Source organism: Sphingorhabdus sp. M41, assembly GCF_001586275.1.
Lineage (GTDB): Bacteria > Pseudomonadota > Alphaproteobacteria > Sphingomonadales > Sphingomonadaceae > Parasphingorhabdus.
This window is the reverse complement of sequence record NZ_CP014545.1, coordinates 2,106,497-2,121,921: the sequence shown is the minus strand read 5'-3', so window position 1 is coordinate 2,121,921 and position 15,425 is coordinate 2,106,497. Positions and strand designations below refer to the sequence as shown.

The window sequence follows — 15,425 nt, the reverse complement described above, 5'->3', positions numbered from 1 at the left end:
GTTGTATCGGGGAGGTGGGCCGGAACGATGGGTTGCATGTGTTGTTATTGGCATGCTGGTATTGGATCCGGCTGTTCACATGTTTACGCCGCTTGAATATGCCAAACTGGATCCCGGGCATTTGGTCATCGACGTGGCCGCTTGGATCGGCCTGCTCGCGATTGCACTATGCGCAAATCGATTTTGGCCGTTATGCGTAGTTTCACTCCAGACAATCGCTCTAGTGGCCCACGTCACGAGATTGCTAGACATGACGATTCACCCAAAAGCTTATATGATCATGCAAATAGCCTCTTCTTATCCATTATTGGCTCTGCTGATGATGGGCACATTTTACCATCAGAAACGACTGAAAACCATCGGGACCGACAGGTCCTGGCGCAACTCATAGAGATTGTAGAGCCTGATCAAGCCGGCAGGATCTCTCGCGAACTGCTGGAAGAATTTGGTTCAATTGGCCGTATGCTCGCCGAGTCCGAAGCAGCACTAAACCGGGTTTTAGGTAATAACGAACCGGTGCTAAAGTTGCTCAAGGCAACGGAGAAATTCATGCTCGCGAATTTGAGGAATGAACTGCCTCGCAAGCTCATTTCGGCCACCGATCAACGGCTTGTCAAATATCTGCAGGCGCGCATGGGCTCTCGTACCAACGAGATAATGCGTATATTGTTTTTGGACAGTTCACATCATTTGCTGAGTGATCAGGAGTTCGGAGATGGCTCTCCGCAGCGAATATATGTTCGGCCCCGTAGCATCTTGAAACGGGCGCTGGAACTTGATGCAAGCGGGATTATTTTGGCTCACAATCATCCGGGCGGGAGCGTGACACCCAGCAAATCCGACATAGAATTCACAAGGTCTATTCATGCACTCTGCCTGGAATTGGAAATATGCTTGCATGATCACATTATCATAACGCGCGATCGCTGGGCCAGTTTTAGAAAGTTAAAAATAATATGACCCTTGAGGTTGACTCAAAATATATCGCCCGTGCTAAAAACGAGCTTCGCGCCCGGAGGCAGCGAAATCTATATTTTTCGAATTCACAAATCTTCGGCGATCCGGCTTGGGAACTTGTTCTCGAAGCCTATATCGCGAGCGCTGAAAACCGGTGCGTTGCTCTGTCGAAGCTGGTCGATGACTTGCGTAGACCCATTCCAGTTATAACGAGATTGGCAGCGATTTTGGAGGCCGAAGGCTATGTCGTACGATGCCATTTACACAAGAATCACGAATTTGGTTATGTACAGTTGACGAATGAAGCGGCCGCTTGGTGTGAGCAATGTCTGGATTTGAATAACAGGGAGAGCGAAATATAGAATAGCCAGCGGCCAAAGGTTCTCGACGAGAAGTTAAAATCCTGCCGCTTTGACCGTTATTACCCCCGAGTTCTTGATAGTGTTTCAAGACCGAAGGAGTTGTTAGCCATCGCAAAATATTCTGCATCACTTGCCGTGGCACGAGCCTTCCGTCTGCCATTAGCGATTGGACTTGCGATGATCGTCTGCACATATGAGCGGGGAGCAGCAGCCAATGTGAATGGCGCGGCTTCAACAGTGGCCGACGTTACAGTCATGCTCCATCGCAGAATTGAACTTACAGGAAATGGATCCATCAGCTCGGATATCTCCGACCGACCTGATTTGATACAGGTGAACGAACAGGAATGTGATCCTGCCCCGCACCTGGAAGAGGCGACATGTGTTTTTCTGATTTATGAAATTCAATAAGGTTGATGTTCATCACCCCGCGCCGCGCTGTTACGGGCGCAAACGCTAGGGATATGCCGGTTTATGGTTCCGGTGTCGATGGCTCTGAGTTTTCCATCTCTACGATTTTTAAAGCGTTGATTGCTTCTTCGACCTTTATTGCAGGGATCGCCAAATTCTTCTCATCAAGAAAATTCAACACATCGTGAAGTTTTTCGATCAACCTGCGCACATCGATATTCCCATTTGTTACGCCTCGCGACATTGATTGCTTAAAAAGCTGTTGTGCGACATCAAATTCCCATTCTTGGTTTTCAACCTAGAACCTAGCTGATTGGCCAACCCACGCGGAGGCAGTACGAGTAAGTTGTTATATAATCAATATAAACTATCTGATTATGACGTAGCTCAAAAATAATTGTCATATTATTTCAATGCAGAGCAAGTAAATCATCGTAAACGAGCAAGGAATTATACTAATGTTTGCACGCCGGAATTTCGGAAGTCTTGCGTACAATCCGAATTATTCCCGCAGTCAGTCAATTACGACGATTTGTGAAGAGATGACAGCCAACTGATATGGCCAATAAGTTCAATTGGGCAGGACGAGATTAAACGTCCTGCCCAAAACTGAAGAGCGCATACCAGGTGCACTACGTTCACCAAGGTTAAGGCCTGCGGGGGCTTGTCAACCTCAGTGGAAAGTATTCAACCTTTCCAATTATTGTATATCCCATTCCGGACATCAGAGATCAATTGATATCCCTCTCAATTTGGCTTGAAACCAGCATTTTACACCCAATTTGGGGGCAGTTGTGGGGCGTCATGCGCGTGGCTTTGTCGATAGCTGTCTATTTCATTCGGTTTGAGAGGGGATTTGTTTCACTGACGGCGTGTAGTCCAATCAAGGGAGGCCTTCTGTGTCGGTGTTGATATTCGGAGCCGAAATGAAAGAAGGATCCTCTAGCTAACGTTCCTTCCAAATGAAATAAGAGCGGTGCCATTCGGTCGCCAAAATATTCTTCAGCAAGATCTTAATTTTGTCCTAACGACCCGTAGATGTCCATGAAGGAAGTTACGCACGCCGTCAGACACGACGCAGCAGGCCGAGACTTGCTATTGGGGCGCGGTAACGATGATGTGATATGAACCCAAATGAAAGTTATTTGGTTATGAGTAAGCGGCGGACAAGCTTGGGTTTGAAGGAGGCTGCTGCCAAAAGCGGTGTTGCCGCCGCGAGTGTCGAGAAATCGACGGCGCCAGACGGGAACCCGGCAGTTCCGAAAATTCTGACGACCGGAAGACCTGCGTTTGATGCGAAGAAGGTGGCGGATATAAGACTGCAATTTCTGTCCGGTGACTACCATGTCGATACCGACGCGCTAGCGGTTAAGATTCTTAATGCAGCGGTTCTTGAAGTGCATTCGACATATTGAGGTCAATCCGTCCGACATTTTGAAATTCCCAGAGCTGGCTGGCTCTCACTAATAAAGGATCGGAACGGGCCCATCGCCTCTCTTGGTGGCCAAGGGCCCCGGTTTCTGCGTGATAGGCTTGGGAGGCCTATACAGTGAGGCGGCGAATATACTCTTTGCCGATCGGGGGCGGATGCGCTGAAAATTTCCAGAACTAGAGTTGCTGATCCGGTTCATCGGGACGGCATCGCTCGTTCAGAGTGCATCTTCTGTTCGGATGCCACACAGATTGTACGGCATGTTTGCGAAAACCGAGCCGGTCGGAAAGATGACGAGATCGGACATTAATACGCCGACGCTCGACTTTTGCATAGTATTGGCATGATCATTGCATGTCTCCCTGACAGGAGAATTTGAGCAATATATGTCAAGTCAATCGATCATAATAAACCGTGGGTGCCGCAAGTCACCGATGTTGTCCATGCCAACCGCTGTGCAGGGCGACGCGGTGTGCAGCCGTCAGACAGCGCGAGCGCAGCGCGGTGGCATGTCAGGATGGGCCGGGCTCGCAATGAACGGGCGGCAATCACTCATGGGCTTGCGGCTGCTGTCAGCAGATTGTCTCCGGATCACAATAGCAGGTCTCAGTGGCCGAGGGCAGTCGGGAAAAACCAGGCCTTCGGATAGCGCAGCTCGTTTTGCCCGTTCTCTGACCGTCTATCGTGAATTGTAGATGAAAATGACACGCAGAATTTGCAGGGTGAAAATGATTTCAGCGCCCATGAAAACCGGATTGCTGGCGGTGTCGGCGCTTGGCCTGATTGTCGCGATCATCTCGCCCGCCGTGGCGGTTCTTGCGGTTTTAACAGCGGCAGCTTTTGCAGGCGGTTTTTCCCTTTGTCTGCTCTACAATCCCAAGTCCCCGGACCCGATCGCTAGCCTGAATGATGAGAGACATTCGGGACGGATCGAATGGGAAGATGTTCCGATCCAGACACATCTGGTCATCAAAATTGGATACGGACTTTTCTCGCTGGTTGAAGACCAAAAGGGCGCTCCTTTGATAAACCGGGTCGCTGGAATCGGGGATCAGCTATCCAGGAAGCTTGGCTTCGATGTGCCGTACATTCCTATCAAAGTGGATTTGTCCCTCGAACCGAACAGTTATCGAATAGTGATGGGTAGAATGGTTCTCGCCGAGAATATGGTGTGGCCCGGAGAAGTTCTGGCCATCAATCACGGCGACGCGGATTCAATGGTCGACGGACGGCCTTGCAAAGACCCGACATTCGGGATGCACGCGGTGTGGATTCATGCCGATAGTCAAGATCACGCCATCGGTGCAGGATATCTGGTGGTCGACTCAGTCACCGTGATTGCAGCCCATCTAAAGGACGTCGTAGAGCGCAATGCAGCGAAGTTATTTGGTATCGATGACGCGACGAAACTGCTGGATAACCTGAAGAAATCGGCGCCGCAGCTTGTCGAAAGCCTCCTCCCAGAGGCCTTGTCGCTAGATGCCATTACCGCAGTATGCCGTGATCTTCTGGCTGAAAAAATACCGTTAAAAGATTTTCGCAGAATTTCCATCGCGATGTCGGTAGCATCCAGCTTGCATAGTGAAACCGCATCAAAGGTCGAAGTCGTAAGGCAGCAAATTGCCGATTTGATTGTCCAGACCATGGTGCCGGACAGCCTTCCCCTGCCAATTATGACTGTGGATGCGTCAATTGAAGGCCTGGTCGTCAGGTCACTGAAAGCGGGCGAGGGTGCCAGCTATCCAATCGACCCGCTGCTGGTGCAAAACATAATTGAAGCGGTGAATGCCGGCATCCAGGCCTTGCCGCCTGAGGCCCGCAACGTGGCCTTGATCACGTCTCCGGTGGTGCGCCGTTCGCTTAGTGCTTTGCTGAAACCGCGGTTCCCTGACTTGTCCGTACTTTCGTATCTGGAACTGCCTGAAGATAAACCGATCGAGGTGCACGCCAAGATAGGCGCTCCACGATCCAGCCACCGGGTGGCTGTCACAAATGGAAATCAAATTTAATGACCAGTCGGGGACACCACATGTTGAAAACAAAAAGCCGCGCATCGCAGGCTTATGGCGCAACGAACATAGATGAAAATCGACTGATCCAGGAGAACCAGTCTTTGGTCACTAAAATTGCCTGGCAGGTAAAATCATTCGCACCCGACCAAATGGAAATCGAGGACCTCATTCAGGTGGGACTTGTCGCCATGGTAGAGGCCGCAAAACGATATGTGGATCAAGGGCATAGCTTTAGTACCTATCTGTACGTGCGAGTGCGGGGCGCCATGATTGATGACCTGAGAACGACATGCAATCTGCGCAGAACATCTGTTGACTGGCACAAGAAGGTCCGGGGGTATCGGGGCAAGCTTTTACAGGAACTGGGCCGCGAGCCGACTGATTCAGAACTGGCTCTGTCGATGGACATGGCTCCAGGCGATTTCCGCAGGAATACAGACCGAGCGATCGATATTCACGTGGGATCACTCGACGAAATCTACAGCGATTCCAGCAGCTTGTTTACTGATGATGAAGATGATCAGCATGATAAATTGGAAAAGTCACAAATGGCTGATTTGCTGTCTGCGAAATTAAAGCAGCTCAATGAGCGCGAACAACTGGTGCTGAATTGCTATTTTGTGGAAGAATTGCAGCTTGATGAGATCGGTGCGATCCTTGACGTGTCTGCAGTGCGCATTTGTCAGATCAAAAAGCGTGCATTGGAGAAGCTGCAGGTAGCAATGGTCGGAGCCTAAGATTGATAAATCGCTTCCGCCACTAGTTCGAAATAGCCAATTTCTAACCAATATTGGCGTCGAGTTTTCGACGTGCAGGATCGGGCATGTCAACTTTCCGACACACCTGATGAAATTCCGACAGTGCCATCGCGACCCACGGCTAATTTTTGGCGTTTATAAAATTGGCACATGCATTGCAAAGTACTCCATGAGCGCAGGTCAAAAGATCCGGCGCTCGGTCTGCAAAGTGAGGAATAGCGATGCTGTACGAGAAATTGGAAGTTAGTCTGGTCACTAATTTTCTAAAACTTGGCGCGTTGCTAGCGAGTGAGAAGATGTATCACTCGTGCAATCAATACTTACCTTCTGCCGCGCAGTTACCCCGCAATACTCGTACGGCAACCAAGGGTAAGGATACGAAAGCTAGCGACCCCGTCATGGTATACTGTGACGGGGCGTTCCTTCAGTCCCAAGCTTCCCTTATCTATTTATCGCGTATCGAATTCAGCAATGCGGTGCAGAACTGAAGCCTCCACTATTCTCGCCAGAACGCAGGAAATGTTGATCTTGTCGCGTTTTTAGCGGTCTGATGATGTGACGGAGACCAGTCGACTATCAATGCAAAGGTCAAATATACGCTGCATTGGCGTCGATATGAACTCCGAAACTTAAGCAGCACGAGGAGCTTGGAGAAGGAGTGCTGTCCGGCTTGACGACAATTTTTAATTTCATTCATGGCAACCGATGAAGTGTCCCATGGCGTGGATTACAAATGTTTAAAATCCTTAATTTGCGTACGGATTGGCCGTAGAATATGCAAAGGACATGTATCATGCTTGCGAATGTTACCACGGATGTTCGGCCAGGTTTCGGAATTGTCATTCCGGAGGGCTTTTGCAGGCCGCTTCGCTGTCCTCAGAGGCCAGGCGTTTTATTCAGTCCTTCCGTGCCGACAATAATTCACCAACTTAACAGAACTTGAATTGAAACTCTCAGCTTTGTGCTTTGCGCAAATCACTATCGACCAGCAATTCCATTCTTTTAACGATTGTAGAAACTGATCTGGGAAAGCCATCGAATATGACGTTTCAAGCCCGCAAGAATCGAAACTCGAATTGCCAAACCGATCGCAAGGAAGGTAGAGCTCTGGCAACGCCGCCTTATAGCCTCGTCGCTGTGCTTTTTAAGGAACTCGGGGAGACACTGGACCTGATAATCGTAAGTGCTCGGCGCGGGGAAGGCGCTCGTCTTTTCCAATATCGCGCGAATGCGCGCGCTATTCTCAGTGGTTTGGACAAAGAATTAAATTTTGATGCAGCTGGAGAATTGGCACAGACGTTGCGCATAATTTACACTGAAGCCGCAAAGCGCATTCAGGTCGAGGGAAGAGAAACATGTGTCGAGCGCATCGAATCTGCCCGAGAGATGTTTCAACAGATTGAAAAAACCTGGAACGATATCGTGATATTTAAATAACAAAAACCGGTTTGGTTCAAGCCGTGACCTGGCAATCCATCGGCTCTGCAACACGCCCGTCGATATTATGCTTGCGCATTTTGTCGATCAAAGTGGTCCGCTTTATATTGATCGATCGCGCTGCCCGAGAGACCACGCCGTGCGATCCGTCCAGCGCTCTCATTATGATTCGGCGTTCTTCATGCTGGAGATGAAGATTCAGGTCCCGAACATCATCTCCCCGTGGCTCAAAAACCGGGAGAGCTTGATCGGCGATATGCGGAGCATATTGGTCCTTCAGTGACCGATCTGTCGCAGTCGATGCCGTCGCTCCCCCTGTTGGATGAGCCGGAGCTATATCGGAATGTATAAGCTTGGCGACGTCTTCGGCGAAAACTTGTTTGCCAGAAAAGAAAACACAGGCCCGTTCAATGGCATTACGCAACTCGCGCACATTGCCCGGCCAATCATAATGCTGCAGCGCCGCAAAGGCTTCTTTGGTAAAAATGGGGAGGGGAGAGCTTCCGCCCAGATTGCTCAGGAAATGAGCGACTAGCTCAGGTATATCTTCAGTGCGTTCGCTGAGTGCAGGTACTTCGATGGGCACTACGCAAAGCCGATAGTAGAGATCTTCGCGGAACGATTTGTTGTTGATGCATTCTCTAAGATTTTGATGCGTTGCAGCAATCACTCTGATGTCGACGCCGATGTTGCGATTGCCTCCGACACGGTTGACAATACGAGTTTCCAACACACGCAGTAGCTTGACCTGCATGTTAATGGGCATATCACCGATTTCGTCGAGGAATATGGTCCCGCCATCGGCTTGTTCAAACAGCCCGACATGCCGGTTTACGGCACCGGTAAAGCTACCTTTCTCGTGCCCGAACAATTCGGACTCGATCAATTGATCCGGAAGCGCACCGCAATTGACTGCGATATTGGTGGCATTCCTGCGATCTGAAATGGCATGGATGGCTTCGGCAACAACTTCCTTGCCGCTGCCGGAAGGGCCGGTGATCAAGATTGAGCTATTGCAGCGGCCGGCAAAGTTTACGATTGTACGCAGCTGTTGCATTATTGGACTATTGCCAATCAGCTTTTCAGCAATCAATGTCTCTAAATTTACATCGGTCATTATACTACCCAGATAACAAATACACACACATCCCCGATTTGCCGGGGAAGGGTGGTTCGAAGATCCCGCAATCGTCGAACCGTCACCTGGTAAAGATGCAAATGGCCGCATATTGTTAAATATGGGTTAACGGGGGGGATTCTTGATTTGGGCTAGGCAGGCTTAAAGCCTCCATCCAGGCCTATGGTCCCGAAGCCCCTGCAGGGTAACGCCGCAGTTGCGTGAAGGACAGTTAGTAAACGCAAGCGCGGCCTGCTCGGTTTTTCGCTATTCCCCACAGGATTCAGGCAGCGGCCCTGTTCGTCTAAAAGTTCTGAAAATGTATAGCCAATTCCCCGCCATCCCAATACCCTACGATAGGGCGGTCCGGACTTCAGAAAGGAGCGCTGGACAATAGGCTCTCTATCCTTTTTCGACATTCACCCGAAACCGCAACAAAAACCATGCGATTATCGGCTGGATTTGAGGACTTTTCCAGCAATCCTTGTTCGACCATGACATTTATATATCGCATCGCAGTGGTCATCGGGATGCCCGAACTATGTGCGATGGCCGAAACTGTCACTTGTTCGTCTTTGAGACCACAGATGTATATATCAAGACACATGTTCCAGCAGGAATCTGCAAATAACCCGTTTCCTGTATCCAGAGCCCCAGATTTTAATCGCCCCCAATGGAGGAATTTCTCGGCGCGATCAATTAGGCCTGCCGGGTCCAAATCTTTGCTGTCGGAGCACCGATCATTGCTGAGCTGGCCGCAAGAATCTGAAATCTTCTTGTCCAGAATTTCAAATTTCTCGTTTGCCTGCTTTATAGTTAAGCGAAGCTCCGCTAGATCAGCTTCAATACTATCCATTGCCGTTACACTGCAATTTTAGAGTCCCCCAGTCTTGACTACTTGAAGCAAAAAAACGCGTGGTCGAATTTTTCATCACCTACCATGATATTTTGGATTTCTTGCGGTTTAACTTCTTAATCTGGGGAGGTAAAGTTTTGCTAAACCTTATCCACTCTGCAGAGCAATTGTCAATGTGCAGGGGGCTGGCAGATCAAGCATTTTACATTCATCGCGGCTGCAGCGCTTGGCCATTATCAGTCAAAATATGTTGACGATCTTACAGAATTTTAAAAGGACCAAGTTGGCCGATCCCCGACGGGAGTGTGCGAGACCGATTTATTTAAGCGCAATCGCTCGTCGTTCCAGTCATTTTACAAGGAGGCCCCTTAGGTTTTTGCGAGTTTCTCCGTCACTGATTTCATGAGGGTGAAACCGGGTGATAAGATGGGGAACGCAGAACGCTTGCAGTTTGAAGCTGAAGCGGCGCGGCAATTCGCCTTGGAACGGTATGATGTGCTGGACAGTGCAGCAGAAGATTGCTTCGACCATATTACGCAAGCGGTAAAATTGGCTCTCGATGTCCCTAGCGTTGGCATTGCGTTCTTGGATGGAGATCGGATGTGGTTGAAATCGAAAATCGGCCTTGCAGCGTCAGAAATACCGCGAGATTGCTCCTTTAGCAATTACACCATTATTCAAAATCGACCGACGATTATCGAAGATGCCCGGCAAGACGCGCGCTTCAAGGACAATCCCGTTGTCCACAGCAGCCCATTTTACCGGAGCTATATTGGCGTGCCGCTGGTAACGCCTGATGGACATAATATTGGGGCGCTATGTGCCACGGATCTTGTCCCGAGGCAGTATTGCGACGAGAATGTCAAATGGCTGGAACGAATGGCGGAACTGGTCATTCATGAACTTGAGTTGCGACAACAAGCAAAAAAGGATCGGCTGACTGGTGCTCTCACCCGGAGCGGATTTGCGGTAGAAGTGCAAAAGGCAATTTCCCTGCACGAACGGCAAGGGATAAAAAGTACACTCGTGATTTTTGATGTGGACCTGTATAAAATGGTCAGCAAGCGTTTTGGCAGTCCCTCCGGCAACGCGTTATTGAGGTCTATCATCCAGCCTCTGGTCCGGCGCCTTCGGCGGTCGAATTATATCGGGCGTCTGGGCGGAACGCAATTTGCCGTGCTCCTCACATGCACCGCGGAAGAGAAAGCGCGGCAAGCGACGGAAAATCTGCGAAGAGAATTGGAGCAGGCAAACACAGATATCTTTTTTGATGTGAGCTTCTGTGAAATATCGCCTGATATGGGTGTTTGTGAAGACTGGCTTGAGCAAGCAAACCTCAATCTTCTTGCCGCGAAAAAAACGACTCGCGACGGGATCTGCGACGAATCCGGCACGCAATATAATATGGCCAGCGGAACCGGCTGATATGCGGTGAGGCGGACACGGCAAAATGGCGCCGTCCGATCCTCAAAGCTCATACACGATCCGGCGCTCGACCAGCCATCTGCCCTCAACCCTCCCAAGATAGTTTTGTTGCCAATTCGGGCAATGCATGGCAATTTGCTTTGAAAAAGCATTCGCTATCAAAGGAATTGAGCATGGCTACCGCAATCCAGACCAATGAATCCGCAATGGGCGTTGGCCCTGGATTTTCGATTCCCGATCCGCACGATATACCAAGTCTGAAGGATATGGTCTCCGAAGTTGAATGGCAGTTGCGTTGCGATCTGGCGGCTACCTACCGGCTTTGTGCGATGCACGCCTGGACCGATCTGGTGTTCACCCATATTTCCGCGCGGCTTCCCGATGAAGACGGTGAGGAGCGGTTTCTGATCAATCCTTATGGCGTATTGTTTGACGAAATGACTGCGTCCGCATTGGTCAAGATCGATCTCGAAGGCAATATCAAGCAGGATACACCCTATTTCATCAATCCCGCCGGCTTCACCATTCACAGTGCGGTCCACAGCGCCCGCGAGGATGCGGGATGCGTGATCCATGTTCACACACCTTATGGTATTGCCGTATCGGTTCAGAAGGCGGGCCTCCGGCGTTACACGCAATTTGCTATGCAAGTACATGATGACCTTGCCTATCATGATTATGAAGGCATTGCGCTCGACCTCGACGAGCGGGACCGTCTGATCAATGATCTCGGCGAAAAGAACCTGCTGATCCTGCGCAACCATGGTACCTTAACCGTCGGCGAGAATTGTGCGATTGCCTTTCTGCGCATGTATATTCTCGAAAATGCCTGCAAGACGCAGATATTGGCGCAATCTGTTGGCGGGGAAGAGCATCTTCATGAGGACAGCGCAGAGATGGGGCATCGCGTGCACCAGCAGGCTTCCGCTGCGTTCCAGAGGGGATTGGGCGACAATCTGATCTGGCCGGGCCTGATGCGAAAGCTGAAGCGCACCAATCCCGGGCATGATCACTAGGCCCGGGCTTTATAGATCAAAGGGGGTGCGGGAGAGTATCTCGACCTTCTTGTCGGTGAAGACGGCGGAGCCGAGTTCCTGTTTCTTTTCCTTCAGGAAGATGTCGCGCTTGCGAACCATCTCGATGATCGGATCGTGAAACTGGAGGACCGCGGCGGTTAGCCATTCGTTGACCAGCGGATCGCCAGGGGCACCGGTCATATCGAAATTACGCAGTCGCGAAGCGATAGCCTCGGCCGGCATCATATATTCATAGGTGACCCAGTAGTTGGTGGTGAACCAACTGATCGGCATGCCATCCAGGCCAAAGCTCAGAGCCCCGAAATGGACCACGCCTTGCGTCTTCTTGCCATTGGGCAGCTTTGCGGGTGGCTGATAATAAGGTTCGACGCCGTCAAACAGGTCGAGCGGCAGGAACATGTGAAAATGGCCATGCTCGCCGTCTTCGCGTTCTTCCGGCTTGTGCGCATGGTAGAACCAGCGCGACTTGTTGCCGGGCGCGATGCAGTCCCCTTTGGGATAATGCTGATATTGAACGAAAGGGGCGTCTGCCGGTACCACTCTGGGTACTAGCGAGACGCCCTCTTTAGCTATCTGGCCGGTAAGCTCAAACAGCCTTTCTAAAGCATTTTCCAATGCTGAATAAGCTAAGCTTACTCGGTAACTTCTTCAGCAGCAGCTTCGGCATCGCCAGCAGCTTCTTCAGTCGCATCAGCAACCGCATCGGTAGCTTCTTCAGCTGCACAGGTTGCTTCTTCAGCTGCACATGTTGCTTCTTCAGCAGCTTCTTCAGCTACAACAACTGCGTCGTCAGCCTGTTCTGCACATGCAGAAAGAGCAGGAACAGCGAGAGCCAGGCCGCCAGCTACAGCAAGCATTTTGCGGAAGTTTGTTTCGGTAGTCATTTAAAATATCCCCTTTGGATGAACTAGACTTTCCCCTTTATCTGGAAAGATACGGGCATGGCAAGCCTATTTCGTAAATATTGCATTAATCTGGCAGATCGCGGGGTGAAGATCCCTTTACGGGACGTTCGGCCATGTCTTTTGTGAGGCTCGCCATGATGTCGCTAGGCGCTATCGTTCAACCCCGCGAATCTTTCCCCATTGCCTCGCCACCGTGTAGCCAAGATAGCCGGTGCCAAAGAGTGCATAAAGCGGCTCGGGGATGCCGGCCAGATAGGCGTTCATCCCGGAAGCAATGTCGCGGGCGGCTTCCGGACGAAATGCTGCGATCAGCCCCATCGGGATCGACCAGAGCAGTAACAGATACATGACATAGAGAAAACTGGGGCGCGCCCGGCTTGTCCACGGGTCGGCCGATTGCGCCTCGGCCAATATGGCCGACATCTGCACGCGAACTTCTTCCAGTTCCTGACTGCCTTCCAGTTTCAGAAGTTCGAGCTTGGCCCGGTCACGCGCTTCCTTGTCTGGAAGGATCTTGTCGATGATATTTGAAACGGGGCCAATAAGCGTCGAGAGAATGGACATTTCGAGGTCTCCTGTCGGTATTTGAGATTTCAGACCATGTGTAAGTTGGTGCCAAGAACGGGCTTTGGGGGAGGGATCAATTCAGAAAGAGACTTAAGAGGGCTGCCAATCTTGACAAACTTTACACTGTTATAAGAAAACTGGATTCTGGCGGATTTCAGCCGATCCGATGGGCTAGCCAGCCATATAGAAAGGCCTCATTGGCCGGGCGTGTTTCTGCGAGCCTGATATAGCGGGCGCCCTGGAGTGCCTCGACCGCTTTCAACAGGACTTGTTCGCCTTGAGCGCCCCGCTTGCGCAGAAACGCGTCCAGGGCAGCCAGTGTCTCGCTGCCGATCACGCGATCAGCCGCAATATCCTTGTAATCGCGCCCGTTACGGTTGAGCGCATTCAGGGCGCGCTGTAGGAAGCCCGCAGCCGTGCGAACGCCCATATTGATTCCGGTATCAAATAGTTCGGCGGCTAGATGCCGGGCCCGTTGTGCAATCCGGTCAAAGCCTGGCTGATGCCAATATATGCGTTTATAGATGGCAGCCGCTTGTTCGCGTGGGAAATGCTGCATTTTACCCGCATAGCCATGTGTCCGTGCCACGGCTTCCGTGACACCCCAGCGTGTCGGGCCGCCCCGATCTGCAGGATGGTTGGAAAAGCCACCTTCCAGAGTGATGGCTTTGTCGATCAGTGTATCGATATCGAGGGAATTGGTCATGAGGGAACCGCCTTTCGTTAGGGAAGGGGTTAAATATAACCTATTTGGTTTCATGTAGGAAAGAAGGATCTGTTCGCTCCGCTACTGCGGCGGATTATTCAGGCGACCGTGTAATTGCCGGATTTACGTAGGTTTACGGATTCATTCCGTTGCTGATGGAGCTTACCTGAGAGCAAATGTCAGAAAAATTACAAAGGACCAATCAGATGTCATTGCATATTGGCGACACCGCTCCAGATTTTACCACGGACAGCACTATTGGAGAGATTGAATTTCACAAATGGGCTGGTGACAATTGGGTATTTTTCTTCAGTCATCCTGCCGATTTCACGCCGGTATGCACGACGGAAATGGGCCGGACCGCGCAACTTGCCGACAAGTTCGCAGAGCGCAATACCAAGCCACTGGGTCTGTCAACAGACACGGCCGAGGAACATCTGAAATGGATATCCGACGTCAACGAGACACAGCATACCAACCTGGAATTCCCGATCGTCGCAGATGCAGATCACAAGATCGCCAGACTCTATGACATGATCCATCCGGAAGAGAGCGACACGGCTGCGGTGCGTTCGGTATTCATCATCGATCCCGAGAAGAAGATCCGGTTGACGATGACTTACCCGATGAGCGTCGGTCGCAATTTCGACGAGATATTGCGCGTGATCGACGCGCTGCAACTCTCGGATGCAAAACGCATTGCCACACCGGCAGACTGGCGCCCCGGTGGTAAAGTCATCATCCCGCCGTCGATCGCCAATGACGAGGCCAGTACACTCTTCCCTCAGGGATGGGACGAATTGCGGCCCTATCTCCGCTTGACCGACGTTGCTTGAGGAGAATGCAAATGGCAGAATCCAATCAAGCCGAAGTCCGGGAAGCGGTGGGCATATTCGACAGCGAGGAACAGTTGCAGGCTGCGATTGATGACCTGTTGAGTCACGGATTTGACCGCGCAGAAATTAGCGTGCTCGCGCCAGTGACTGCGGTCGAGGAAAAGCTTGGGCACCGCTTCGAGTCGGTTGCCGAAATCGAGGATGATCCGGAGGCGATGACAAAGGCCTATGTCCCGATAGAAAGCATCGGCGATGCGGAAGGGGCGGTGATTGGCAGTCTGTTATATGTGGGAGCCTTTGCCGGGATTGTGCTCGTGGCTTCAGGCGGAGCTCTGGCTGCTGCACTGGCGGCGCTCGCCCTGGGTGGTTCGGGTACTGCGATCGGAATCGCTCTGGCTCGCTTCATCAATCAACATCATGCCGATTATATCGCGGAACAGCTGGAAAAGGGCGGTTTGTTGCTCTGGGTGCGGACCTGGGACAAAAAGGATGAGGCAAAAGCGGTTGAGCTGCTTTCGGGGCACTCCGCTCACGACGCCCATATTCACACGCTTCCCGGGTAAATCATTCAGCCAACTACGCAATATTGCGTATCGCGCCGACCATT

The 15,425-nt window shown here is 51.1% G+C and carries 17 protein-coding genes; 11 read left to right on the top strand and 6 right to left on the bottom strand.

Annotated features, from left to right (window positions below):
- The first annotated feature begins 168 nt into the window (after window positions 1-168).
- From AZE99_RS15935 to AZE99_RS10080, 7 genes are all read left to right on the top strand, one after another.
- Window positions 169-960: a JAB domain-containing protein gene (locus AZE99_RS15935; protein WP_082788323.1), complete on the top strand. Its 792-nt coding sequence runs from the start codon at window positions 169-171 to the stop codon at window positions 958-960.
- A 458-nt stretch (window positions 961-1,418) separates the two neighbouring features.
- The gene (locus tag AZE99_RS10110; RefSeq protein ID WP_156472207.1) at window positions 1,419-1,730 is read left to right on the top strand and encodes a hypothetical protein; all 312 of its coding nucleotides are present in this window, start codon (window positions 1,419-1,421) and stop codon (window positions 1,728-1,730) included.
- A gap of 5 nt (window positions 1,731-1,735) precedes the next feature.
- On the top strand, window positions 1,736-1,918 hold the full coding sequence (locus AZE99_RS16135; RefSeq protein ID WP_156472206.1) for a hypothetical protein: 183 nt from the start codon (window positions 1,736-1,738) through the stop codon (window positions 1,916-1,918).
- Window positions 1,919-2,854: 936 nt separating this feature from the next.
- Entirely contained in the window at window positions 2,855-3,145 is a 291-nt protein-coding gene (locus tag AZE99_RS10100) for a flagellar biosynthesis anti-sigma factor FlgM (RefSeq protein ID WP_082788322.1), read from the top strand.
- Window positions 3,146-3,905: 760 nt separating this feature from the next.
- A complete protein-coding gene (locus AZE99_RS10095; protein ID WP_197460168.1) occupies window positions 3,906-5,171 on the top strand; it encodes an FHIPEP family type III secretion protein in 1,266 nt (421 codons plus the stop codon).
- A 20-nt stretch (window positions 5,172-5,191) separates the two neighbouring features.
- Window positions 5,192-5,911 (top strand): sigma-70 family RNA polymerase sigma factor, encoded by a 720-nt coding sequence (locus AZE99_RS10090; protein WP_067200524.1) that lies wholly within the window; start codon window positions 5,192-5,194, stop codon window positions 5,909-5,911.
- 1,062 nt (window positions 5,912-6,973) lie between these two features.
- Window positions 6,974-7,369 carry a flagellar export chaperone FliS gene (locus tag AZE99_RS10080; RefSeq protein ID WP_067200519.1) on the top strand — a complete coding sequence of 132 codons (396 nt, stop codon included), beginning with the start codon at window positions 6,974-6,976 and terminating at the stop codon, window positions 7,367-7,369.
- A gap of 16 nt (window positions 7,370-7,385) precedes the next feature.
- On the opposite strand, the gene AZE99_RS10075 is transcribed toward AZE99_RS10080, so the two are convergent.
- Window positions 7,386-8,486 (bottom strand): sigma-54 interaction domain-containing protein, encoded by a 1,101-nt coding sequence (locus AZE99_RS10075; RefSeq protein ID WP_067200517.1) that lies wholly within the window; start codon window positions 8,484-8,486, stop codon window positions 7,386-7,388.
- A 373-nt stretch (window positions 8,487-8,859) separates the two neighbouring features.
- Window positions 8,860-9,342 carry a helix-turn-helix domain-containing protein gene (locus AZE99_RS10070; RefSeq protein WP_067200515.1) on the bottom strand — a complete coding sequence of 161 codons (483 nt, stop codon included), beginning with the start codon at window positions 9,340-9,342 and terminating at the stop codon, window positions 8,860-8,862.
- Between the two features lie 426 nt (window positions 9,343-9,768).
- Here AZE99_RS10070 and AZE99_RS10065 point away from each other — a divergent pair, with 426 nt between their 5' ends.
- Both AZE99_RS10065 and AZE99_RS10060 read left to right on the top strand, forming a co-directional pair.
- Complete coding sequence (locus AZE99_RS10065) at window positions 9,769-10,767, top strand: sensor domain-containing diguanylate cyclase (RefSeq protein WP_197460167.1); 999 nt, start codon at window positions 9,769-9,771, stop codon at window positions 10,765-10,767.
- A 173-nt stretch (window positions 10,768-10,940) separates the two neighbouring features.
- Window positions 10,941-11,783, top strand: a complete 843-nt coding sequence (locus AZE99_RS10060) for a class II aldolase/adducin family protein (protein WP_082788496.1) — start codon at window positions 10,941-10,943, stop codon at window positions 11,781-11,783.
- 9 nt (window positions 11,784-11,792) lie between these two features.
- Here the strand turns inward: AZE99_RS10060 and AZE99_RS10055 are convergent, their stop codons facing one another.
- The 4 genes from AZE99_RS10055 to AZE99_RS10040 all read right to left on the bottom strand — a co-directional run bounded on the left by AZE99_RS10055 (window position 11,793) and on the right by AZE99_RS10040 (window position 13,982).
- On the bottom strand, window positions 11,793-12,419 hold the full coding sequence (locus AZE99_RS10055; protein WP_156472202.1) for a DUF6969 family protein: 627 nt from the start codon (window positions 12,417-12,419) through the stop codon (window positions 11,793-11,795).
- 17 nt (window positions 12,420-12,436) lie between these two features.
- Window positions 12,437-12,688 carry a hypothetical protein gene (locus AZE99_RS10050; RefSeq protein ID WP_067200506.1) on the bottom strand — a complete coding sequence of 84 codons (252 nt, stop codon included), beginning with the start codon at window positions 12,686-12,688 and terminating at the stop codon, window positions 12,437-12,439.
- Window positions 12,689-12,859: 171 nt separating this feature from the next.
- Window positions 12,860-13,273 carry a holin family protein gene (locus tag AZE99_RS10045; protein WP_067200504.1) on the bottom strand — a complete coding sequence of 138 codons (414 nt, stop codon included), beginning with the start codon at window positions 13,271-13,273 and terminating at the stop codon, window positions 12,860-12,862.
- Between the two features lie 157 nt (window positions 13,274-13,430).
- Window positions 13,431-13,982 (bottom strand): glycoside hydrolase family 108 protein, encoded by a 552-nt coding sequence (locus AZE99_RS10040; RefSeq protein WP_067200501.1) that lies wholly within the window; start codon window positions 13,980-13,982, stop codon window positions 13,431-13,433.
- A 206-nt stretch (window positions 13,983-14,188) separates the two neighbouring features.
- Between AZE99_RS10040 and AZE99_RS10035 the strand changes: the two genes are divergently transcribed.
- Together AZE99_RS10035 and AZE99_RS10030 are read left to right on the top strand one after the other, a co-directional pair.
- Window positions 14,189-14,818: a peroxiredoxin gene (locus AZE99_RS10035; protein WP_067200499.1), complete on the top strand. Its 630-nt coding sequence runs from the start codon at window positions 14,189-14,191 to the stop codon at window positions 14,816-14,818.
- Between the two features lie 11 nt (window positions 14,819-14,829).
- Window positions 14,830-15,381, top strand: a complete 552-nt coding sequence (locus tag AZE99_RS10030; RefSeq protein WP_067200497.1) for a hypothetical protein — start codon at window positions 14,830-14,832, stop codon at window positions 15,379-15,381.
- Window positions 15,382-15,425: the final 44 nt, after the last annotated feature.